Below are 20,646 nucleotides of genomic sequence, written 5' to 3' on the forward strand. Positions count from 1 at the left end.
TATTATTTCTTTAAAATAAATTACTGCATCAGACTCTAGATTTATCCATATATCCTTTGACATTCTATAGCTTTTTCTATCATTTTCAGTAAATAAATATACAGTAGTATCACCTTTATAATAATCAGGCATCTTTTTCAACTCTTGTATTAAGGCTTTTCCTTCTTTTAAATCTTTAGTTCTTAAGTATACTTTTGATGTATTTATTTTTTCTAAAGGCTCAATAGTTTCGCATATTAACTTTGGAAGTTCATCTTCTTTAATGCTTATTCTTCCTTTAATAACTACTAAAGCATCTTCTTTTAGATTTTCCCTAACCTTATCTAATGTCTTTGGAAAAACTATAACTTCTATAATACCAGTTAAATCTTCTAATTTTAAAAATGCCATCATAGTATTATTTCTAGTTATTTTTTGATTATACTCAGCTATTATCCCTCCAAGAATAACTCTTTCTTCATCATGAATTATGTCTTCTGGCAAGTCATTAGGATTAAAGTTTTCCTTTATTATCTCATATGACTGATTTATTTTTTCAATATTAGTAGATGTCTGTACCTTAAGGCTATCTACATATTCATCTAAAGGATGACCTGACAAATATAATCCTGTCATTTCTTTTTCCATAGATAATAAATTTTTCTTCGCAAACTCCTTTATATTTGGATAATTTATTTCTGGAAGTTCTACTTCTTCCTCTATACCAAATAAACTTATTTGCCCATCTATATTTCTCTTTTTCTCGCTAGCTACTCCATCCATTAACTTTTCATATACAGCTAATAATTTTGATCTATATATGTTAAAACCATCTAAAGCACCTGCTTTTATTAAGCTTTCAATAGCTCTCTTATTAACTGATGATAAATCTATTTTATTAATAAAATCCATTAAAGATTCAAAGGAACCTTTTTTACTTCTGGATTCTACTATTGTTTCAACTACATTAAAGCCTACGTTTTTTATAGCTGCTAATCCAAATCTAATTTTATCACCTTTAACAGTAAACTTTGAGTAACTTTCATTTATATCAGGTGGTAGAACTTGAATTCCTAAGCTTTCAGCAAAAGCAATATAATGGGCTACCTTTTCACTTGTTCCCATAACTGAATTAAGCATAGCAGCTATAGTTTCAGCAGGATAATACTTCATTAAATATGCTGTTTGATATCCTATAACTGCATATGCTGCTGCATGAGACTTGTTGAAAGCATATGATGCAAAGTCCATCATTTGATCAAAAATCTTATTTGCAGCTTCTTCAGAAATCCCATTTCTCTTACATCCTGGGACTTCTACATTCCCATCCTTATCTACAACACCAAATATAAAGTTTTTTCTCTCTTCTTCCATAACCTTGTGCTTTTTCTTAGACATAGCTCTTCTAACAAGGTCACTTCTTCCCATGGAATATCCAGCAAGTTTTCTTACAATTTCCATAACTTGTTCTTGATACACCATTACTCCATAAGTTACATTAAGTATATCTTCAAGCTCTGGGGTTTCATATTTAACTTTATCAGGATTTTGCTTACATTCTATATATCTAGGAATTTCAGCCATAGGACCTGGTCTATAAAGTGATATACCCGCTATGATGTCTTCTAAGCAGTCTGGCTTCAACTCCTTCATAAATGAAGTCATTCCTGGTGATTCTAATTGGAATACACCTGCTGTCTTTCCCTCGCCTAGCATTTTATATACTTCTTCATCTTCAAAGCCTATCTTATCTAAATTAACTTCTATTACTTGATTTTCCTTTATCATTTTAACTGCATCATTCATAACAGTTAAGGTTCTAAGTCCAAGGAAATCCATCTTTAATAGTCCAAGTTCCTCTAATGTTGTCATATCAAATTGTGCAACTATAGACTCTTCATTTTTTTGAAGGGGTACATATTCAACTAGTGGTTTAGATGCTATTACTACACCAGCTGCATGAGTAGATGAATGTCTAGGTATTCCTTCTAAATCCTTACTAATATCAATTAAGTTCTTTACTCTTTCTTCATTATTATATGCTGCTTTAAGCTCTGGATTTATTTCTAAAGCTTTATCTATTGTGATCCCTAGCATAGTAGGAATCATTTTTGCTATTCTATCTACTTCTGCATAAGAATAATTCATAGCTCTTCCTACGTCTCTTATACAAACTCTAGGTGCCATAGTTCCAAAGGTTATAATTTGAGATACATTGTTTACTCCATATTTATCAACAACATAATCAATAACTTCCTGTCTTCTTTCATAGCAGAAATCAGAATCTATATCAGGCATACTTACTCTCTCAGGATTCAAAAATCTCTCAAAAAGCAAACTATATTTTATTGGATCTATCTTAGTAATTCCTAATGTATAAGCTACTATTGAACCAGCTGCAGATCCACGCCCTGGGCCAGTTGGTATACCATTTTCATTAGAAAACCTTATAAAATCCCAAGTAATTAAGAAATAATCTACATATCCCATTTGCTTAATTACTGATAATTCGTATTCTAATCTATCAATATATCCACAAGCTTCTTCATTTTCTTTATAATAATCCACAAATTCATCAACATTTAGTGGTTTGTTTTTGAATTCATCAAATATATCGTATCTTTCAATTAATCCTGAATAACAAAGATTCTTTAAATAATCAAAAGGCTCTATTCCTTTTGGAACTGGGAATCTAGGTAATTTTGATACGTGAAATTCATAATTAAAATTACATTCTTCAGCTATCTTCGTAGTATTCTCTAGTGCCTCTGGCACATATGAAAACATATCCCACATCTCTTCTGGAGATTTTAAATAAAATTGATCTGATGGATATCTTCTTCTATTTGGATCATCTAATGTTTTTCCAGTTTGTATACACATTAGAATATCATGAGAAGCTGAATCCTTTTGATTTATGTAATGAACGTCATTAGTTGCAACTAATGGAATTCCTGTTTCCTTAGATAACTTAATATTAGCTTCTGTAACCTTCCTTTGTTCATCCATACCATGATTTTGTATTTCTAAATAGAATCCCTCTTTAAAGATATCATTATATAAAAGCGCTACTTCCTTAGCCTTTTCATAATTATCCTTAAGATGCCATGACTGAACTTCTCCACCTAAACATGCACTTAGGGCTATAAGTCCTTCACTATGTTCTCTTAAAAATTCATGGTCAACTCTTGGCTTATAGTAAAAGCCTCTAATAGAAGCTTCTGATACTATTTCCATAAGATTTTTATATCCCTCTTCATTTTTTACCAATAAAACTAGATGATGAGTGCTATTTTCCTTATCATTTAACTTTATATCCATAGATTTCGCAGCTACATATACTTCACATCCAAGTATAGGCTTAATTCCCTGTTCTATAGCTTCCTTATAAAAGGCTACACAACCATACATAACCCCATGATCAGTTATAGCAATGCTATCCATTCCTAATTCTTTTGCCCTACTTATTAGATTCTCTACTTTTCCAGAACCATCAAGTAAACTATATTCAGTATGAAGATGCAAGTGCGTAAATTTCTTTTCCAAATAAACACCCCCTAAAGAAGCTGAGCTGGTCAGCTTCTAATTAACAATGCATAATGGACAATGCATAATTTATGTGAAAACTCAGCAAGCTGAGTTTTTAAAAATATTTTAGTAATTTAGTACAAGTTACTTCCTTAATTATGCATTATGCATTAGTTAGTACGTTCCCGATCTTATTTCTTCTGCTATTTTTTCTATTTTTCTTAATCTATGATTAATTCCAGATTTTCCAACTGGAGGATCTAACATTTCTCCAAGCTCTTTTAGAGACTCATCTGGATAGCTTAATCTAAGCTCTGCCACTTCTCTTAAATTTTGTGGTAGTCTTTGCAAACCTATTTCTTTTTGTATAAGCTTAATACTTTCTACTTGTCTAACAGCTGCATTAACTGTTTTACTTAAGTTTGCAGTCTCGCAATTTACAAGCCTATTAACATTATTTCTCATTTCCTTCATTATTCTTATATTTTCTAATTCTAGTAATGAAGTATGTGCTCCTATAATTCCTAATAGGTTTGAAATTTGTTCTCCTTCTTTTAAGTATATTATAAAGCTATTTTTTCTTTGTATTACTTTTGAGTTTAATCCAAATGTATTGATTAATTCACATAAGTCTCTTGCATATTCTTCACTATGAGTTACAAACTCTAGATGATAGGTTTTTTCTGGATTACTTATGCTGCCTCCACCAATAAAAGCACCTCTTACATATGCTCTTTTTAACTCCTCTGAGCCAACCATCTCTTTATCTATTCTATAATTTAGAGTCAATACTCCTTCTATCTCTGTAAGTATTCCTGTATCCCTTAAAAGATCTCTAACACCCATATCCTCTTCTATTAGAACCATATATATATTATTTTTCTTTAAAGAGTTACTCTTTTTAACCATTAATTTTGAATGTATATTAAAATGCTCTTTTAGCAGACTAAATATATGCCTTGCAGATGCAGGATTTTCAGTAGTAATTCTAAATGATAAGCCCAATCCACTAAAGGATATTGTTCCACTTACCTTCATTATTGCTGAAATTTCAGCTAACGCTTCCTCTTTAGTTAACTCTGAATATCTGCATATTTCTCCTTTGACTTTTGATGAAAATGACATATTGCCTATTTCTCCTTATTTACTATTCTTATCAAGTTATTATACCATAAATAACAATAAAAATTTAGATGTAAATTATAGCTTATTATAAGCTATACATATATTTCTATTACCAAATAGTCTTCAACTATTCTAGCATATATTGAGCCTTTATATTTTTTTACTATTTTCTTAACATTATATAATCCATAGCCTCTTCCATCGCCCTTGCTTGAAACACCTTTTTCAAAAAAGTTTTGAATTTTACTTGGATCTATATTTAATTCATCAATACTATTTTTAACTTCTATTTTATATCTTTCTAATTTTCTTATATCTACTTTTATATCCTTCTTACTATTATTCTTAGTAGCCTCAATAGCATTATTTAACAAATTACTAAGTATAATAGTTATTTCAGAATCATCAAGATTTGAGTTTTCCAAGTTAGTTTTTATTTCATAATTCAAATTAATTCCTAGCTGGTCACATTCTACTAACTTACTATATAAAACAGCTTTTATTATTGTGCTTTCAATATCTAAAACATCACTGGAAACATTAGTATCTTGTATTTTACCAATGTAACTTTTTGCTCTTTCCTTAAGCTCTGGTATATTATTAGATACCTGAATCATGGAAAATAGCATTCCTATATGATTCTTATATTCATGCTCATTTGATCTTATATTAGAAATTATTTCATCTAATAAAGGATTATAAGCATTCTTAACTTCCTTATTCTTATTTTCTATTATTGTCTTATGTATACTTTTATAAAAACTTATATTAAAGAAAATAATAATAAATATAATTAATATAATTTGAATAATTATATTATTGCCTATACTTCCACTATCATAAATCAATTTTAATATCGCAAAAAACATAAAAATATTTAAAATTGTGTTGGATATTAGAAGATTATCTTCAATATAATCTTCAAAATCAATTTTTTTCAATTTATCTATATTTCTCATCGATATTAATATTAAAAGTATACTACATGCATATAAAAGAAAATGTACATTCCTATATTCTTTTGTTTTTCCTGTTATTAAAAATATTATTGCAACTGCAATGCTTTGTATTATAAAACTAATAACTACACTTATAAATATTTCTACTAAAACTAAATTATTATCCTTTTTATCTACATAAGCTATAGCTATTATTTCTGCTACTAATAGAGTTAAATAAACAAATATTACATTATTATTATTATTATTATTGAAAATATAAAACAATGTACTACATATTGCAATTATTAAAGAATAAACTAAAAGTTTATCTGTCTTTCCTTTATTAAACATACTATTATAAAGTAGTAGTACTATCATCATTTCAATAAATATCATTAATATATCCATAAAATTCTTCCTTTACTCCCAATATTTTCTTTGTATAAGCATATTCTAACAAATAATATCATTTTTTTCTATGCCTCTTGTATATTCGTTTAATTTAATTATAAAAAATGGACTGAAAGGGAATTAACCTTTAGTCCATTAATATTAATTATTATCTTTATTAGCTCTATTTTCTTTTTCTCTTTGCTTTATTTTTTGAGAAACATACATATATTCTATTATTCTCTTTCTATCGTATAATAGCTTCTTCTCCATTATTGTATCTACAAGAACTTCAGCAAGATATTCTGAATCATGTTTAACATAGCCCTTTTCTATTTTCGCTAAAGAGGCTTCTATAACTTCTACACCTAGCTTCTTAAGCTCTCTATTATCTAACTCAACTAATTGAGAGTTATCCTTTGAATATCTCTCCTTTATATCTGATGGAATATCTCCTCTATTAGCTATTACATAATCAACTATTCCTCTTCCACCATATTTCTTTAAAACTTTTATATGATCAGACGCTTTAAATCCATGGGTTTCTCCAGGCTGAGTCATTATATTTGAAATATATATTTTAATAGCATCACTTTTTCTAATACTTTCTGAAATGTCTTTAACCAATAAATTAGGAATAATACTTGTATAAAGACTTCCTGGTCCAAGAACTATTGCATCTGCTTCCTCTATAGATTTAATAGCATCTTCTAAAGGCTTAGCATTTTTAGGTTCTACCATTAATTTTTTTATTCTTGAATTTTGTTTTATTGCTTCTTCTGGAATTTGGGACTCACCCTCTATTACATTTCCATTTTCTAATTCAGCTATTAGCTTCATATCTTCTAAAGTTACAGGTAAAACTTTTCCTGTAACTGCAAGAACTGAACTCATTTTTTGAACTGCATCTTCAAAATTTTCACTTACTCCATCCATAGCTGCTAGAAATAAGTTACCAAAGCTTTGATTTTTAAGTCTTCCATCTGTAAATCTATATTGCAGTAGTTCCTCCATTAATGGTTCTGTATCAGCTAATGCTAATATACAGTTTCTTATATCCCCTGGTGGTAACATGCCTAAATCCTCTCTTAGGTCACCTGAACCACCACCATCATCTGCAACAGTAACTATAGCAGTAATATTTGATGTGTAATATTTTAGTCCCCTCAGCATTGTAGATAGTCCAGTTCCTCCACCTACTACTACTATTTTAGGTCCTTTTACTAACAATCTTTTTTCATATATTAAATTTTCCATTTTTCTACTATCTAATGATAGATGAATGTAGCCTTTATTAGTTAAAGCAATTATTGATTTTATACTTTCAACCACAGAAATATATATTACTAAAACCCCTGTTATATTTAGAAATACATAGAATATTTTATAATAAATATCATAAACCCTTCTTACAGCTAATTCCGTGAAACCAAAAGCTATTAGTAAAATACCGAAAACTCCAAAGAAGAGCCATCTTTTCACCTTAATTCCAGGCTTTAGCCATTCTTTTATACTCATAGTTTCTTTGCTCCTTGATGAACATCCTCTTTTATATCTCTATGCTCTATAGAAATATTATACTCCTTGTTTAATAAACCATTATATATCTCATTTGCAATTGCAACAGATCTATGTCTTCCTCCAGTACATCCTATTGATATTATAAGTTGTCTTTTTCCTTCTTTTTTATATTTAGGTATTAAAAATTCTAATAAGTCCTCAACTTTTTCAATAAATCCCTTTGTTTCTTCCTGTTCTAAGACATAGTGCTTAACTGGTTCATCATTACCTGAATGTGGTTTAAGTTCAGGTATATAAAAAGGATTTGGTATAAATCTTACATCAAAAACTAAATCTGAATCCACTGGTATTCCATATTTAAATCCAAAGCTTAGTATAGTTACAGAAAGTTGCTTTTTAGGCTGCTCTACATCGCCATAATTTTTTGTCATTTCTTCTCTTAAATCTTTAATAGCATATTTTGATGTATCTATTATTATATCTGCTCTATCCTTTACTTCTCTTAGCCTATTTCTTTCTTCATTAATACCTGTTATTATTCTACTTCCAGGTGCTAATGGATGACTTCTTCTACTTTCTTTAAATCTCTTAACTAAAACTTCATCAGAGGCATCTAAAAATAATATTTCATATTTAAAATCTTGATTTTTTAAATAATTTAAGCTTTCAAATAAATCATCAAAGAATATTCCTCCTCTAATGTCTATTACTAAAGCCACTTTGCTTATTTTTCCTTGGCTTTGAACACAAGCTTCTGCAAATTTAGGTATTAGCTTTGGTGGAAGGTTATCTACGCAAAAGTACCCCATATCTTCAAGGCTTCTTGTTGCTTCTGTCTTACCTGCTCCTGATAATCCTGTTACTATTATAAATCTCATTATGCTACCTCCCCTTTGATTGTATTACTTAATAAGATTATATCATATTAGGCACTTAATTATAATAATAATGACTTAAATGTACTGCTATTTACCCAATATAAAATAACCAAATACAATACTCCTTATATTTTATACTTTAAAAAAGGAGAAAAGTTTATACTCATCTCCCTTTAATCTATTTATTATCTCGTTTTTCTATTGCTAATCTTAATAGTTTACAAAATTCTATATTTTGTTCCCTAGTTCCTAGACTTACTCTTAACCACCCTGGCATATCTAATAAGTATCCTGGCCTTATTATATATCCATTTCTTAATAAGTATTCATGTATTGGTTTATCATCTCCATTAACATTAACCATTATAAAATTAGCTTCTGACTTTATATATTTAAGTCCCATTTTATCAAACTCTAACGCTAATACTTCTCTTTGTTCCTCATTAAAAGTCTTAACTTTATTTAAAAATTCATCATCTTCTATTGCAACAGTTGCTGCCTTTTGGGCAAATAAATTTACATCAAATGAATTTATGACCCTATTCATATAATCTACTATTTCTTCATTAGCTATGCCATACCCAAATCTTAAAGCAGCTAATCCATAAGCCTTAGATAAGGTCTTTAAAATAATCATATTAGGATATGATTTTATTAGCTCTAATGAATCTGGATAATCTTTTGATGTAACATATTCTCCATAAGCTTCATCCATAACTATAATCACATTTTTAGGTATTCTATTTAATACTCTATCTAAATCTGCCTTTGTAAATATTCCTCCTGTTGGATTATTAGGATTACAAAGCCAAATTATTTTAGTTTTTTCAGTTATGGCTTCTACCATAGCTTCTAAATCTAAGCCATAATTTTTTAAAGGAACCTTTATTGCTTTAGCTCCCATTAGCTTCGTATTACTTTCATATCTCGGAAAAGTTATATCAGCCATTATACTTTCATCTTCTTTGTTCAAAAACACTTCGCAAATTACATTTATTAAAGAATCTGATCCTGCCCCACAGAATATCATATTCCTATCTATATTTAGCTTTTTACTTAATGCTTCTTTAAAATCAAATGAAGATGCATCTGGATACATATTCAATTCATTTACTAAATCAGCCATAAGCTTCTTAACCTTTTCTGATGCTCCTAAGGGATTCTCATTAGATGCTAGTTTAACTACCCTTTCTATGCCATATTCCCTCTTGACCTCATCTATAGGCTTACCTGCTACATATTTTTCTAGTCCTTGAACTTCTTTTCTAACTCTATATTCCATTCTACTCCGAACTACTGGACAAATATTCAATGAATAAATTACATTTCATTAGAATCTCCGTAAGGAGATTGCTCATTCATTTTACATTATTAATTATTCATTTTTCATTTAGCCCCAGTTCTCCCCCCTCGTTAATTATTTATTGCTCTATTTCATTATATATAAGTTAAAAATAAGTTTCCACAACTACTTTTCAAATATATTTCCAATGCTTCCAAGAATGCTTCCTTCATCAACTGATTTTCCCATATTTTGTGGTGCTGATGCATATATTCTTGATGCTAATTTACTAAAAGGTAAGCTTTGAATCCAAACTTCTCCAGGTCCTGTTAAGGTTGCAAAGAATAATCCCTCGCCTCCAAATACAGCATTTTTAATTCCACCAACAAATTGTATATCATATCTAACACCTTCTGTCATGGCTACTAAACATCCTGTATCTATTTTTATAGTTTCTCCATGCATTAAAGTTTTCTTAATAATAGTTCCACCAGCATGAATAAATGCTAGGCCTTCACCTTCTAACTTTTGTAGTATAAATCCTTCACCACCAAAGAATCCTGTTCCTAATCTCTTAGTAAATTCTATTCCAACACTTATTCCTTTAGCACAGCATAGAAAAGCATCCTTTTGGCATATAAGCTTTCCTCTATAATTCCTTAAATCTATTGGCAATATTTTTCCTGGATATGGAGCTGCAAAAGCAACCTTTTGTTTTAACATTCCTGTGTTAGTAAATGAAGTCATAAAAAGACTTTCTCCAGTTATAACTCTTTTAGCTGCACTACCTAACATTCCAAGGAAACCACCACTTTTAGATTTTTCGCTTCCATCTCCAAATATAGCATCCATAGTTATATTATTATCCATCATCATCATTGCTCCAGATTCTGCAACCACTGTTTCCCTTGGATCTAATTCAATTTCTACAAACTGCATTTCATTACCATGAATCTCATAATCAATTTCATGAACCATTTTTACATTCCTCCTAATAAATTTAAAATTTAATTATTATTATGAAATCTAATCATATCAACCATAATTAATAATCCAATAAAAAATAAAGTATAGTTTTCATCTATAACTTCAAGAAAATACCTATCTCTTCCAAAAGTGAATTCCTTACTTATTCTTCCTAAAGTTATTCCATCTTTTTTTATTTCATAATTTCTGCCTAGAATACTAGAACCAATCATACTCATTACCCCAACAGAGCCTGTTATATTATATTCAGGAGTCATGAACTCCTTCTTTATAGTTGCTATCTCCCGCATATTTTTATCATAAGCTATATATTTATGGCTTCCTAATCTAATCTGTTGTCTCATATACAGTACTTTTCTGTTATTTGAATCATATATATTTATATTTTTTCCTATGTCAAACTTATCCGCCTCTGATATAAAGACATTATTCCCCTGTTCATCATATACATCGAATTTAGCTCCTATTGCAAATAACCTTTCTTTAATATAAAACTTTCTCATATTCACACCCCTTTCACAGTTCAAAATAACCTTAAATAAAGTATATTATACCATTTGTACTTTGTCAATTATTTACTTTTATTTTTTATAAAAAAAAGAAATTTAATTAAAATTAAATTTCTTTTTCGTTTAATTTATTTATTTTTTATCTTCACCTATTATTCTAACTTCTGGATGTAAATCAACGCCAAATTGTTGTTTTACTTCGTATTGTATATGGGCAATTAAGTCTAATATATCTTTTGCTGTAGCATTATTTTTATTTATCACAAAACCTGAATGTTTTTCAGATACAGCTGCCCCACCTATAGTATAGCCTTTTAATCCAGCATCCTGAATAAGTTTACCAGCATAATATCCCGTTGGTCTTTTAAATGTACTTCCTGCTGAAGGATATTCAAGAGGTTGTTTAGATTCTCTTTTGCATGTAAGATCATCTACAACTTCCTTAATTCTTCTTACCTCTCCATAAGTTAATTTAAACTTTGCTGATAAAACTATATAATTTTTTTTCATAATTATAGAAGATCTATAGCCCAGTTCTAATTCTTCTTTTGATAAAGTCTTAATTTCTCCATTACTATCAATAACTTCTGCACTCTCAATAACATGTGAAACCTCTCCATCATAAGCCCCTGCATTCATAAATACAGCTCCACCTACAGTTCCAGGTATACCACACGCAAACTCAAATCCTGTTAAAGAATTTTTTACAGCTTCACTAGATACGTCTTTTAACATAGCTCCACATTCAGCTTCTATGATTTCACCTACTACTCTAATATTCTTAACTTCATTTAACTTTATAACGACACCTTTGATTCCGCCATCTTTTACTAATAAATTAGATCCATTTCCAACAATAAAATAAGGTATGTTATTCTCTTTACATATCTTTATAGTTTTCATAACCTGCTCTTTATTTTCAGGAATCAAAAGAATGTCTGCAGGCCCTCCCACTCTAAAATGAACATAATTTTTCATTTCAGCGTTAAGGATAACATCTTCACTTCTATAAAATTCTTTAAATAATCCCTCAAATATTTTATATTGATTCATACCTAACTCCTTACAAATAACCTACTAATAATCTACATATAGTTTAAGTAGCACTTACATTTCTGCATTTATTTATGTCTCGTAATTTATACCTTAAAATAGTATAAATTAAAAATAATTAATAAACAACCCATTACTAATATATTTCTATATATTAATCTATTTGTAACTATTTTGTTACCTTTTATCTTGTTTATTAAAGTAATCAATTATACTATTTGCAGCTTTTTTGTCTATACTTTCAGTCTCTAGTAATTCATTATATGTAGCATTTCTTATATTTTCTACACTTCCAAACTTCATTAACAAATTTCTTCTTCTTTTTTCTCCAACATTCGGTATATCTTCTAATATTGAATGTAAGGTTCTTTTATCTCTAAGAGTTCTATGATAAGTAATTGCAAATCTATGAACCTCATCTTGAATTCTTCTAATCATTTGCATTAAGTTAGAACTTCTATTAATTATAAGCTCTTCATTATTATATATAATTCCTCTTGTTTGATGTTTGTCATCTTTAACTAACCCACAAACTGGAATACTTATATTAAGCTTATTTAAAACCTCAAGAGCCACATTAACCTGACCCTTACCTCCATCCATCATAATTAGATCAGGAAAACTAGAGAACTTTCCATTAGAAAAAGTAAGCTGTTTCTCTTGTATCTTTTTTATTTCATCAAGTCCATGCTTAAATCTTCTCTCTAGTATCTCTCTCATACTATCATAATCATTAGCACCCTTTACTGACTTTATCTTAAACCTTCTATAGTCACTATTTTTTGCTCTTCCTTCTTCAAAAACTACCATTGTTCCAACAGAATCTACTCCTTGAATGTTAGAAATATCATAGGATTCAATTCTAAAAGGTGATTCTTCTAAATCAAGTAAATCTCTTAGTTCTTCTAAAGTAATTCTATTAATTTCCTTTTCCTTAAAAAACTTATCTTTAAATTGCTCTAAGGTGATTTTAGCATTATTTCTCACCATTTCTAACATCTCTTTCTTTTGTCCCTTTTGAGGCACTTTTATCCAAGCCTTTGCTCCTCTTTTAATAGTTAGAAAATCTTCTATAAGTTCTGGATCCTCTATATCTGGTAAATAGATAGTTTTAGGAATCTTAGCAGTACCTCCATAAAATGAAGTAATAAAATCTTCTAAAACCTCACTAACTTTGTCATCAGCAGTGTTATTAAATATAAAATGTTCACGCCCAGTTATTTTTCCATCTCTTGAGAAGAACACTTGAATACAACTATCCATTTCATCCTGAAATATATTGATAAAGTCTTCGTCACCTTCCATAGTCTTAAATATCTTTTGCTTTTCAACTATTGAATTTATAGCAAGAATTTTATCTCTAATTTTTGCTGCCGCTTCAAATTCTAAATTCTTAGATGCTTCTTCCATTTCAGCTTTTAAGGAATTAATAATAGTTTTATCTTTACCATTAAGTATATCCACAATTTCATTAATCATTTCAGCATAATCTTCTTTTTTTACATATCCAGCACAAGGTGCAACACATTTTTTAATATGATAATTTAAACAAGGTCTTACCTTGTCACCATTTTCCTTAATTAATAACTTACAAGTTCTTATTGGGAAGATTTTATTAATTAAATCTATAGTTTCATAAACTGCAGTAGCATTAGTATAAGGCCCAAAATATCTTGCTCCATCCTTTGCATACTTCCTTGTTACAAATACTCTTGGAAAGTCATCATTTGTTGTAATCTTAATAAATGGATAAAACTTATCATCCTTTAAAGCAATATTATATCTCGGACTATACTTTTTGATTAAATTACCCTCTAATATTAAGGCTTCCATTTCTGAATCCGTTACTATGTATTCAAATTCTGAGATATTTTTAACCATTACCCTAACTTTCTCAGAATGATTTTTGGAGTTTTGAAAATAACTCCTTACTCTATTTTTTAAAATCTTAGCTTTTCCTACATATATAACTTCGCCAAGAGAATTTTTCATTATATAAACACCAGGTTTTTCCGGCAAATTTTTTAAATGATATTCAAAGTCAAACATTTATTATTCTCCTTTATTTTCACTATGTAATATAAATTTTATCACTAGTAAAAATATTTGCAATTAACAATAGGAAAAAGGATATAAATACTATATTTACTGTAACTTACTTTATTTTTTAAGCACCTACCATATAATATTTATCTCCTTTTTTATTAAAATAGTGATTTCTTACTTCATTTATAATAAATAACTCCTATTGAAAACAAATTTTTCTACTTTTCCATTTTATAAAAATATCTATTTAAAAAGGTGACTTAAACTCATCAAATTTTGGCCAATTCTCATCTTCTTTTTCTACTTCAATATTATTATAATCAAATTCCCAAGGAATATCTAAAGAATTCCAGTGTATTCCACCTCGCAAGTCCTTAATAAAAGGCTTTGTAACTTTATAATAAACTAATGCATGCTTATCTCCTTTAATATAATATCCATGGGCACATCCTGAAGGAATGTATATTAAGTTCTTATTATCTTCATTTAAATCTAATACAGTATATTTCCCAAAGGTCTTAGAACCCCTTCTTAAATCTACTACCACATCTTGAATTTCGCCCATTATGCAAGTAACAAGCTTATCATGTTCTTCAGGTGGTAATTGAAAGTGAATTCCCCTTACTACACCTGGCTTTGCAATAGCATAATATTCCTCCTTAAATTCTGTACTTAATCCATATATATTAAATTGAGCATCATTAAAAACCTTAATTAAATCACAAGTACTTTCCATAAGTACAGTTGGAGTTATTAAGTAACATCCTTCCACTTCTAATTGTTTTACCCTAAACATAATTAATCTCCTTTTATCTTAAAAGTTATGAAATAATAGTCATATTTTAATATATGAATTAATATTTAAAGAGTGAATGTCGAAAAAAGAGAATGAGATAATGATCATACTTATTGCGACCTCCTAAACTCTATGTCGCATTATACGTTCTTTATCTCATTCTAAATTAAAGATAGTAATTCCTTATTTCTTTAGGAATTATTTAAATTATATTATTTTTTTACTATTGTCCTAATACAGCAGTTCTTACTACTTTTGAAGCTATATTAGCAGCTGAACCTGCTCCATTTTCCCCTTCTTCAACTATTACAGCTACTGCAATTTCCGGATTATCTAATGGAGCTACTGATATAAACCATCCATGAGGTATTCCTTCAGATCCGTCCGCTTGCATATAATCTGCTGTACCCGTTTTCCCACCAGCATTAGTACCTTCAAAAGATGGCCATCTATAAATATTATTTGAAACTAAATATCCCATATATTCTTTTATAGTACTTGCAACATCAGATGATATTACATCTTCCTTTAAAGCTTTGTTGGATATTTCTTTTACAGTATTTCCGTCTTTATCAACTATTTTATTTACTAATTTAGGTTGCATCAAAACTCCATCATTTGCAACAGTACTAGCAACTATAGCCATTTGTATAGGTGTAGATATTACACTACCTTGACCTATCCCACTTTGTGCTATATTACCCATTTCTTCTTGATTTAAAGTAGGAAAACTACTTTGTGGTATAGAAAGTCCCACGCCATTAATTCTTGCGTTAAATCCAAATCTTTCTGCTACTTCTCTAAGTTTAGCATTTCCCATGTCCATAGCTAAAGTACCAAAAACAAAGTTACTTGAAACTCTATATGCCATTTGTAAACTTAAATCTCCATGAGCTTGATTCATATAATTACTTAATGATGTTCCATCTGGAAAAACTATTTTCCCAGTATCATGAAAAGTCTCATTAACCACATCTGGGTTATTTTCTAAAGCTGCTGCTAAAGTTACTGTCTTAAATACAGAACCCGGTGGATATCTACCATCTATTGCTCTATTTAATAACCTACTTTCTTCATCTACACCAGAATTGGCGTCTTCTATAACTTGCTCTAAATTATTGGGATCATATGTAGGCTTAGAAACCATTGCTAGTATTTCTCCTGTCTTAGGATTTATAGCCACAACTGCTCCCTTTAAATCTCCCATTGCATCATAAGCAGCCTTTTGTATATTATAATCTAAAGTTGTTATAATTCCATTACCAACTTTTTCTTCATCTCTATTTTCTAAGGCACTTTTTAAATTAAAATTCTTAATAAAATTTCTTATTCCATTAGAAAATCCATTATATTTAGATAATTCACTATCAAACTCATCTTCTAACCCCGTAATTCCAAATCTTTCATCTATGTATCCTAAGGCATGAACATATAAATCTCCATTTATATACTCTCTACTTTGATTAAACTTATCTATTCTTATACTATTAGTTAATGGTTCTCCATTTCTATCATAAATTGTTCCTCTTAAAACTTCATTCCTCTTTGCCCAAAGTCTTTTATTTCCTGAATCACTTGCAATATCTGGACCCTTAAAAACTTGGAAATAGGCTATATATGATATCAAGGCTATAAAACAAAAAAGAAATATAACCATAATATTTCTTACATTTTTAGATAATTCGTTCATAAAATCCTCCTTGCTCATAAAAGCTACATACAATTAATATAAAAGGAGTATTGATTTTATCCTCAATACTCCTTTTATATTATACACTAAAATTATTAGCTATACCTTAAATTCTCTAATATTTTCTTCCATCTTTTCTGTTAAATTTCTAAGATCAGAAGTCATATTTTTTATTTTCTCTATTGAACTTAATTCTTCTTCCTTCAATGCAGTTATTTCCTCAGTTGATGCTGCAACTTCCTCCATTGCAGCAGCACTGTTCTCTACTACTATTAATATTTCATCTTTTTTAGAATTAACTACTTCATTTGAAGTTACAATACTATCTATAGCGCCCTTCATCACATTAATTTTATCTATAATTATATTTAAGGAATTTACTGTATTCTTAACACTATTACTTTCCTTTATTGATACGTTTTTAGTTTCATTTAATATTCCTTCTGTTTTCTTTATCTTATTATGAATATCTTTTGTAGTGCCTTTTATCAGCTCTGTAGCTTCTTTAGAATTTTCTGCTAGCTTATTTATTTCTTTAGCTACCACTGCAAAGCCCTTTCCAAATTCTCCAGCATGAGCTGCTTCTATAGATGCATTAATAGATATTAAGTTAATACTGTTTGTAATATCATCTATTATATTTATAAATTCATTAATTTTTTTAGTACTTGTAGATATATCTAAAATATCTCTTGATAAATCCTCCATAGAATCTTGTAAATCAACATTATTCTCTAATAATTTATTCATATCATCATTATTTTTCCCTGCATTATCTCTAAGAACTCCATATAGGCCTCTTAATATTTTAATAGATTCTCCTACTGCTGTAATTGATTCTCCTAAAACATTAATATTATTAGAGATATCAAACATGCTCTCTGCTTGCTGTTGAGTAACTGATGATATATTCTCTATTGATAAAGATACTTGTTTTGATGATTCATATATACTATTTGTTGATTCATCTATCATAATTGTCTTATCATTTAAACTTTCTGAAAGAGAGATACTATCCTTAAAGGAATTTCTTAATATTTCAAAAGAATTATTTAATTCAACTAATGCATCTCCTAGTTCATTATTTAATTTAACATTTGATTTATAGGTAAAATCTCTTTCTCCCATAGACTTACTCATATTTTTTATATCTAGTATAGCACTTAGATATTTCTTAATTATAAAGTATGCTCCAATTCCTACAACTAAAGCTATTAAAACAGTTATAAGTAAATTAAATAGTATACCTTTTATTATTTCAGAATTTAAATCTCCTTTATCATATATTGCCACTACCCTAAAGTTATTTGGAAACTTATGATATTCAATAATTTTTTTATCTCTTCCTATATTAACTTCTCCATTGCCATCTTCTTCGCTTATAATTTTATTAAAATCTTCATTAATTTTAGTATTTATTTTATTCACATTATTACTTGCCATTATCATTCCAAAACTATCTGTTAAATCTAGTTCTATTCCTGGAATTTTAGCTGCCTCTATTTTCTTTTGGAAAAAGTCCATGGATAGTTGAATAAAGGAGTCAACTCCATTTTTAGATGATTTTATTAAAATTTGATTACTAGCACCAGTCTTTACAGTATTAGACCAAAACACACCTTCTTCTATTCCTTCTGCAAATGTCAGCTTATCAAGATGAGCCTTGCTTAATGTTCCTGAATATGATATAAATTCATCATTTTTACCTTTAACTGCAACAGAGGTAATATTAGTATTACTTTTTGCAAGAGAGTAAACAAAGTTATTTGCTCTATCCCTATCACTTATTGCTACCTCAATTGAAGTAATTAATTCCTCTAATTCCATTATTCCTTCTTCTGTTAAGCTTGTTCCCAACTCTTTCGTTTGTTGTAAAAATGCCTCTACTCTAGTGGTCTCATTTTTATATGTTATATATGAAGAATATGTTGCTAAAGATAAACTTGTAATTAAAATAATTACCGTAATAAATAAAAGTACCTTTTGAGTAATTGTAATTCTTCTAATATCCTTTTCTTTCTGCTTTCTTTTAATAACCTTTTTACTCAAAATTCCATCCTCCTAAATTCAATATAAACCCTTTACAATAATAAAAAATAAAAGAAAAAGTAAATAACTTACTTTTTCTTTTATTATATAACAACAAACCCTTATTTTGTATATTTTATATGATTATTTTAGTATTCTTCCGAAATTTTTTGTAGAATCCCCAAAGCGAAGAACATAGTTAACATTGAACTTCCACCATAACTTATAAGAGGTAATGTTATTCCTGTCAATGGTATTACTGTAAAAATACCTCCTACTATAACTAAAGTTTGACAAGCTATCATAGTACTAAATCCTACAGCTGCTAAAAGGCTAAATCTATCTTTAGTTAAAAAAGCAATTCTTATACCTCTATAAAATAATAAGAAATAAATTATCATTAGCCCAACTGCAAATATTATACCAAATTCCTCAGAAATAACTGCAAATATAAAATCACTTTCACTAGCAAATATTAAATCTGGATAACCATTTCCAAGGCCAACACCAAAAAGTCCTCCTGATGATATTGCATATAAACCTTGAACTATTTGATATCCTTCTGCTGTTGCATACTTCCATGGATCAAGCCATATTTTAACTCTTCTTTGAACATGCCCAAAAACTCCATATGCCGCTAAAGCACCAATTGCTGAAAGTCCTAAGCATGTAAAAACATATTTCTTCTTTGAAGTTGCTATATATAACATAGTTACAGATATACCAAAGAAAATCAATGTTGATCCAAGATCTGTTTGAAGAACCATACAAGCTAATGAGAACATTACTACTAGTGCTGGTTCAATTAATTGTTTAAAGTCTTCTTTTAGTGAATTCTTTCCTTCATACTTCATAAGTGCTGAAGATAAGTATAAAACTAAAGCTATTTTACCAAACTCAGATGGTTGAAAGCTTATTGGTCCTATATATACCCAGTTCATAGCACCATATGTTTCTGTATTAAATATTAGTCCATATATTAATGCCATAGGCATAAATACTAAGGTCGTAATCATATATACCTTTTTATACTTAGCAAAGCTTTTTAAATCTGGTAAAGCTATTACTATAGTCATATATCCTATTATTCCAAGTATAGTCCAAACTAACTGTCTAAATGCAAAGCCAGGATCTATTCTATAAAGAACTGCAATCCCAACAACAGCTAATATACTTGAGAAGATAAACATAAATTTATCGCCATCTGGATAATATCTTCTTAAAATAAAATGTGCTAAACCTATGATGAAACACAATACAACTCCGATAATCATCGCCTTTGTATCAAAGGGCTTTTGTAATAAAGCTAGATTGGCAAATAGAAGTAAACATAATAAATAAATTAATTTAAGGACTCTTTTTTCTAACCTTAGTGCTTGATTCATTCTTTCACCTCTAATTTTTCTCTGCTCTTATAACCTTAAAGGTGGCACTACCTATCCTAATTTTATCATTAGCTCTTAACTTAGCGTATTCTGTAACTCTTTCATCATTAATAAATACACCATTAGTACTATTTAAGTCCTCTATTAAAATTTCACTATTTTTCACTACTATTTTAGCATGATTACCAGATGCATATTGATCTGTTAATCTTATTGTATTACCATCTTTTCTTCCTATGGTTATTATTCCATTTAACAATAAAATAGATCCTTCTTCTAAGTTTGAGTTTTCACCTACACTTAGTACTTCTATTCCATAATTCTTTATAGCAGAAGGCCTTCTTCTTCTTCCGCCACCCTTTACGTCCTTGTACATTATTTTTAGTGCATAATAAATAATAAAGTAAAGTACTATTATAAAAGCCACACCAAAAACAATAGTCATTAGCCTTGAAAAACCCATAGTTTCACCTCAAAATTAGTATTATATTACAATTATATATTAAAT

The 20,646-nt window shown here is 28.9% G+C and carries 15 protein-coding genes; all 15 read right to left on the bottom strand.

Annotated features, from left to right (window positions below):
* Positions 1–3,525: DNA polymerase III subunit alpha (locus HUJ77_RS03385; RefSeq protein WP_291707166.1), on the bottom strand; the 3,525-nt coding region annotated here is incomplete at its 3' end.
* 156 nt (positions 3,526–3,681) lie between these two features.
* Positions 3,682–4,632 (bottom strand): DNA-binding protein WhiA, encoded by a 951-nt coding sequence (gene whiA, locus HUJ77_RS03390; RefSeq protein ID WP_291707167.1) that lies wholly within the window; start codon positions 4,630–4,632, stop codon positions 3,682–3,684.
* A 92-nt stretch (positions 4,633–4,724) separates the two neighbouring features.
* A complete protein-coding gene (locus HUJ77_RS03395) occupies positions 4,725–5,981 on the bottom strand; it encodes a GHKL domain-containing protein (RefSeq protein ID WP_291707168.1) in 1,257 nt (418 codons plus the stop codon).
* Between the two features lie 144 nt (positions 5,982–6,125).
* Entirely contained in the window at positions 6,126–7,481 is a 1,356-nt protein-coding gene (locus tag HUJ77_RS03400) for a gluconeogenesis factor YvcK family protein (protein WP_291707169.1), read from the bottom strand.
* Positions 7,478–8,362 carry an RNase adapter RapZ gene (gene rapZ, locus HUJ77_RS03405; protein WP_291707170.1) on the bottom strand — a complete coding sequence of 295 codons (885 nt, stop codon included), beginning with the start codon at positions 8,360–8,362 and terminating at the stop codon, positions 7,478–7,480. The genes HUJ77_RS03400 and rapZ overlap by 4 nt, the downstream gene beginning before the upstream one ends.
* Before the next feature lie 178 nt (positions 8,363–8,540).
* On the bottom strand, positions 8,541–9,644 hold the full coding sequence (hisC, locus tag HUJ77_RS03410) for a histidinol-phosphate transaminase (protein ID WP_291707171.1): 1,104 nt from the start codon (positions 9,642–9,644) through the stop codon (positions 8,541–8,543).
* 186 nt (positions 9,645–9,830) lie between these two features.
* On the bottom strand, positions 9,831–10,622 hold the full coding sequence (locus tag HUJ77_RS03415; RefSeq protein WP_291707172.1) for a TIGR00266 family protein: 792 nt from the start codon (positions 10,620–10,622) through the stop codon (positions 9,831–9,833).
* A gap of 29 nt (positions 10,623–10,651) precedes the next feature.
* Positions 10,652–11,134 (bottom strand): LURP-one-related family protein, encoded by a 483-nt coding sequence (locus tag HUJ77_RS03420; RefSeq protein ID WP_291707173.1) that lies wholly within the window; start codon positions 11,132–11,134, stop codon positions 10,652–10,654.
* 138 nt (positions 11,135–11,272) lie between these two features.
* Positions 11,273–12,193, bottom strand: coding sequence for a UDP-N-acetylmuramate dehydrogenase (gene murB, locus HUJ77_RS03425; RefSeq protein WP_291707174.1), 921 nt, complete (start codon positions 12,191–12,193; stop codon positions 11,273–11,275).
* Positions 12,194–12,370: 177 nt separating this feature from the next.
* The gene (uvrC, locus tag HUJ77_RS03430; RefSeq protein ID WP_291707175.1) at positions 12,371–14,242 is read right to left on the bottom strand and encodes an excinuclease ABC subunit UvrC; all 1,872 of its coding nucleotides are present in this window, start codon (positions 14,240–14,242) and stop codon (positions 12,371–12,373) included.
* A gap of 244 nt (positions 14,243–14,486) precedes the next feature.
* Positions 14,487–15,035, bottom strand: coding sequence for a dTDP-4-dehydrorhamnose 3,5-epimerase family protein (locus HUJ77_RS03435; RefSeq protein ID WP_291707176.1), 549 nt, complete (start codon positions 15,033–15,035; stop codon positions 14,487–14,489).
* Positions 15,036–15,258: 223 nt separating this feature from the next.
* The gene (locus tag HUJ77_RS03440) at positions 15,259–16,725 is read right to left on the bottom strand and encodes a penicillin-binding protein 2 (RefSeq protein WP_291707177.1); all 1,467 of its coding nucleotides are present in this window, start codon (positions 16,723–16,725) and stop codon (positions 15,259–15,261) included.
* A gap of 99 nt (positions 16,726–16,824) precedes the next feature.
* Positions 16,825–18,774 carry a methyl-accepting chemotaxis protein gene (locus HUJ77_RS03445; protein WP_291707178.1) on the bottom strand — a complete coding sequence of 650 codons (1,950 nt, stop codon included), beginning with the start codon at positions 18,772–18,774 and terminating at the stop codon, positions 16,825–16,827.
* A 128-nt stretch (positions 18,775–18,902) separates the two neighbouring features.
* Positions 18,903–20,138 (bottom strand): FtsW/RodA/SpoVE family cell cycle protein, encoded by a 1,236-nt coding sequence (locus tag HUJ77_RS03450; protein ID WP_291707179.1) that lies wholly within the window; start codon positions 20,136–20,138, stop codon positions 18,903–18,905.
* Between the two features lie 10 nt (positions 20,139–20,148).
* Entirely contained in the window at positions 20,149–20,601 is a 453-nt protein-coding gene (locus tag HUJ77_RS03455) for an FHA domain-containing protein (protein WP_291707180.1), read from the bottom strand.
* Between the last annotated feature and the right edge of the window lie 45 nt (positions 20,602–20,646).

The organism is Clostridium sp., assembly GCF_021443865.1.
In the GTDB taxonomy this organism is placed as follows: Bacteria; Bacillota; Clostridia; order Clostridiales; family Clostridiaceae; genus Clostridium.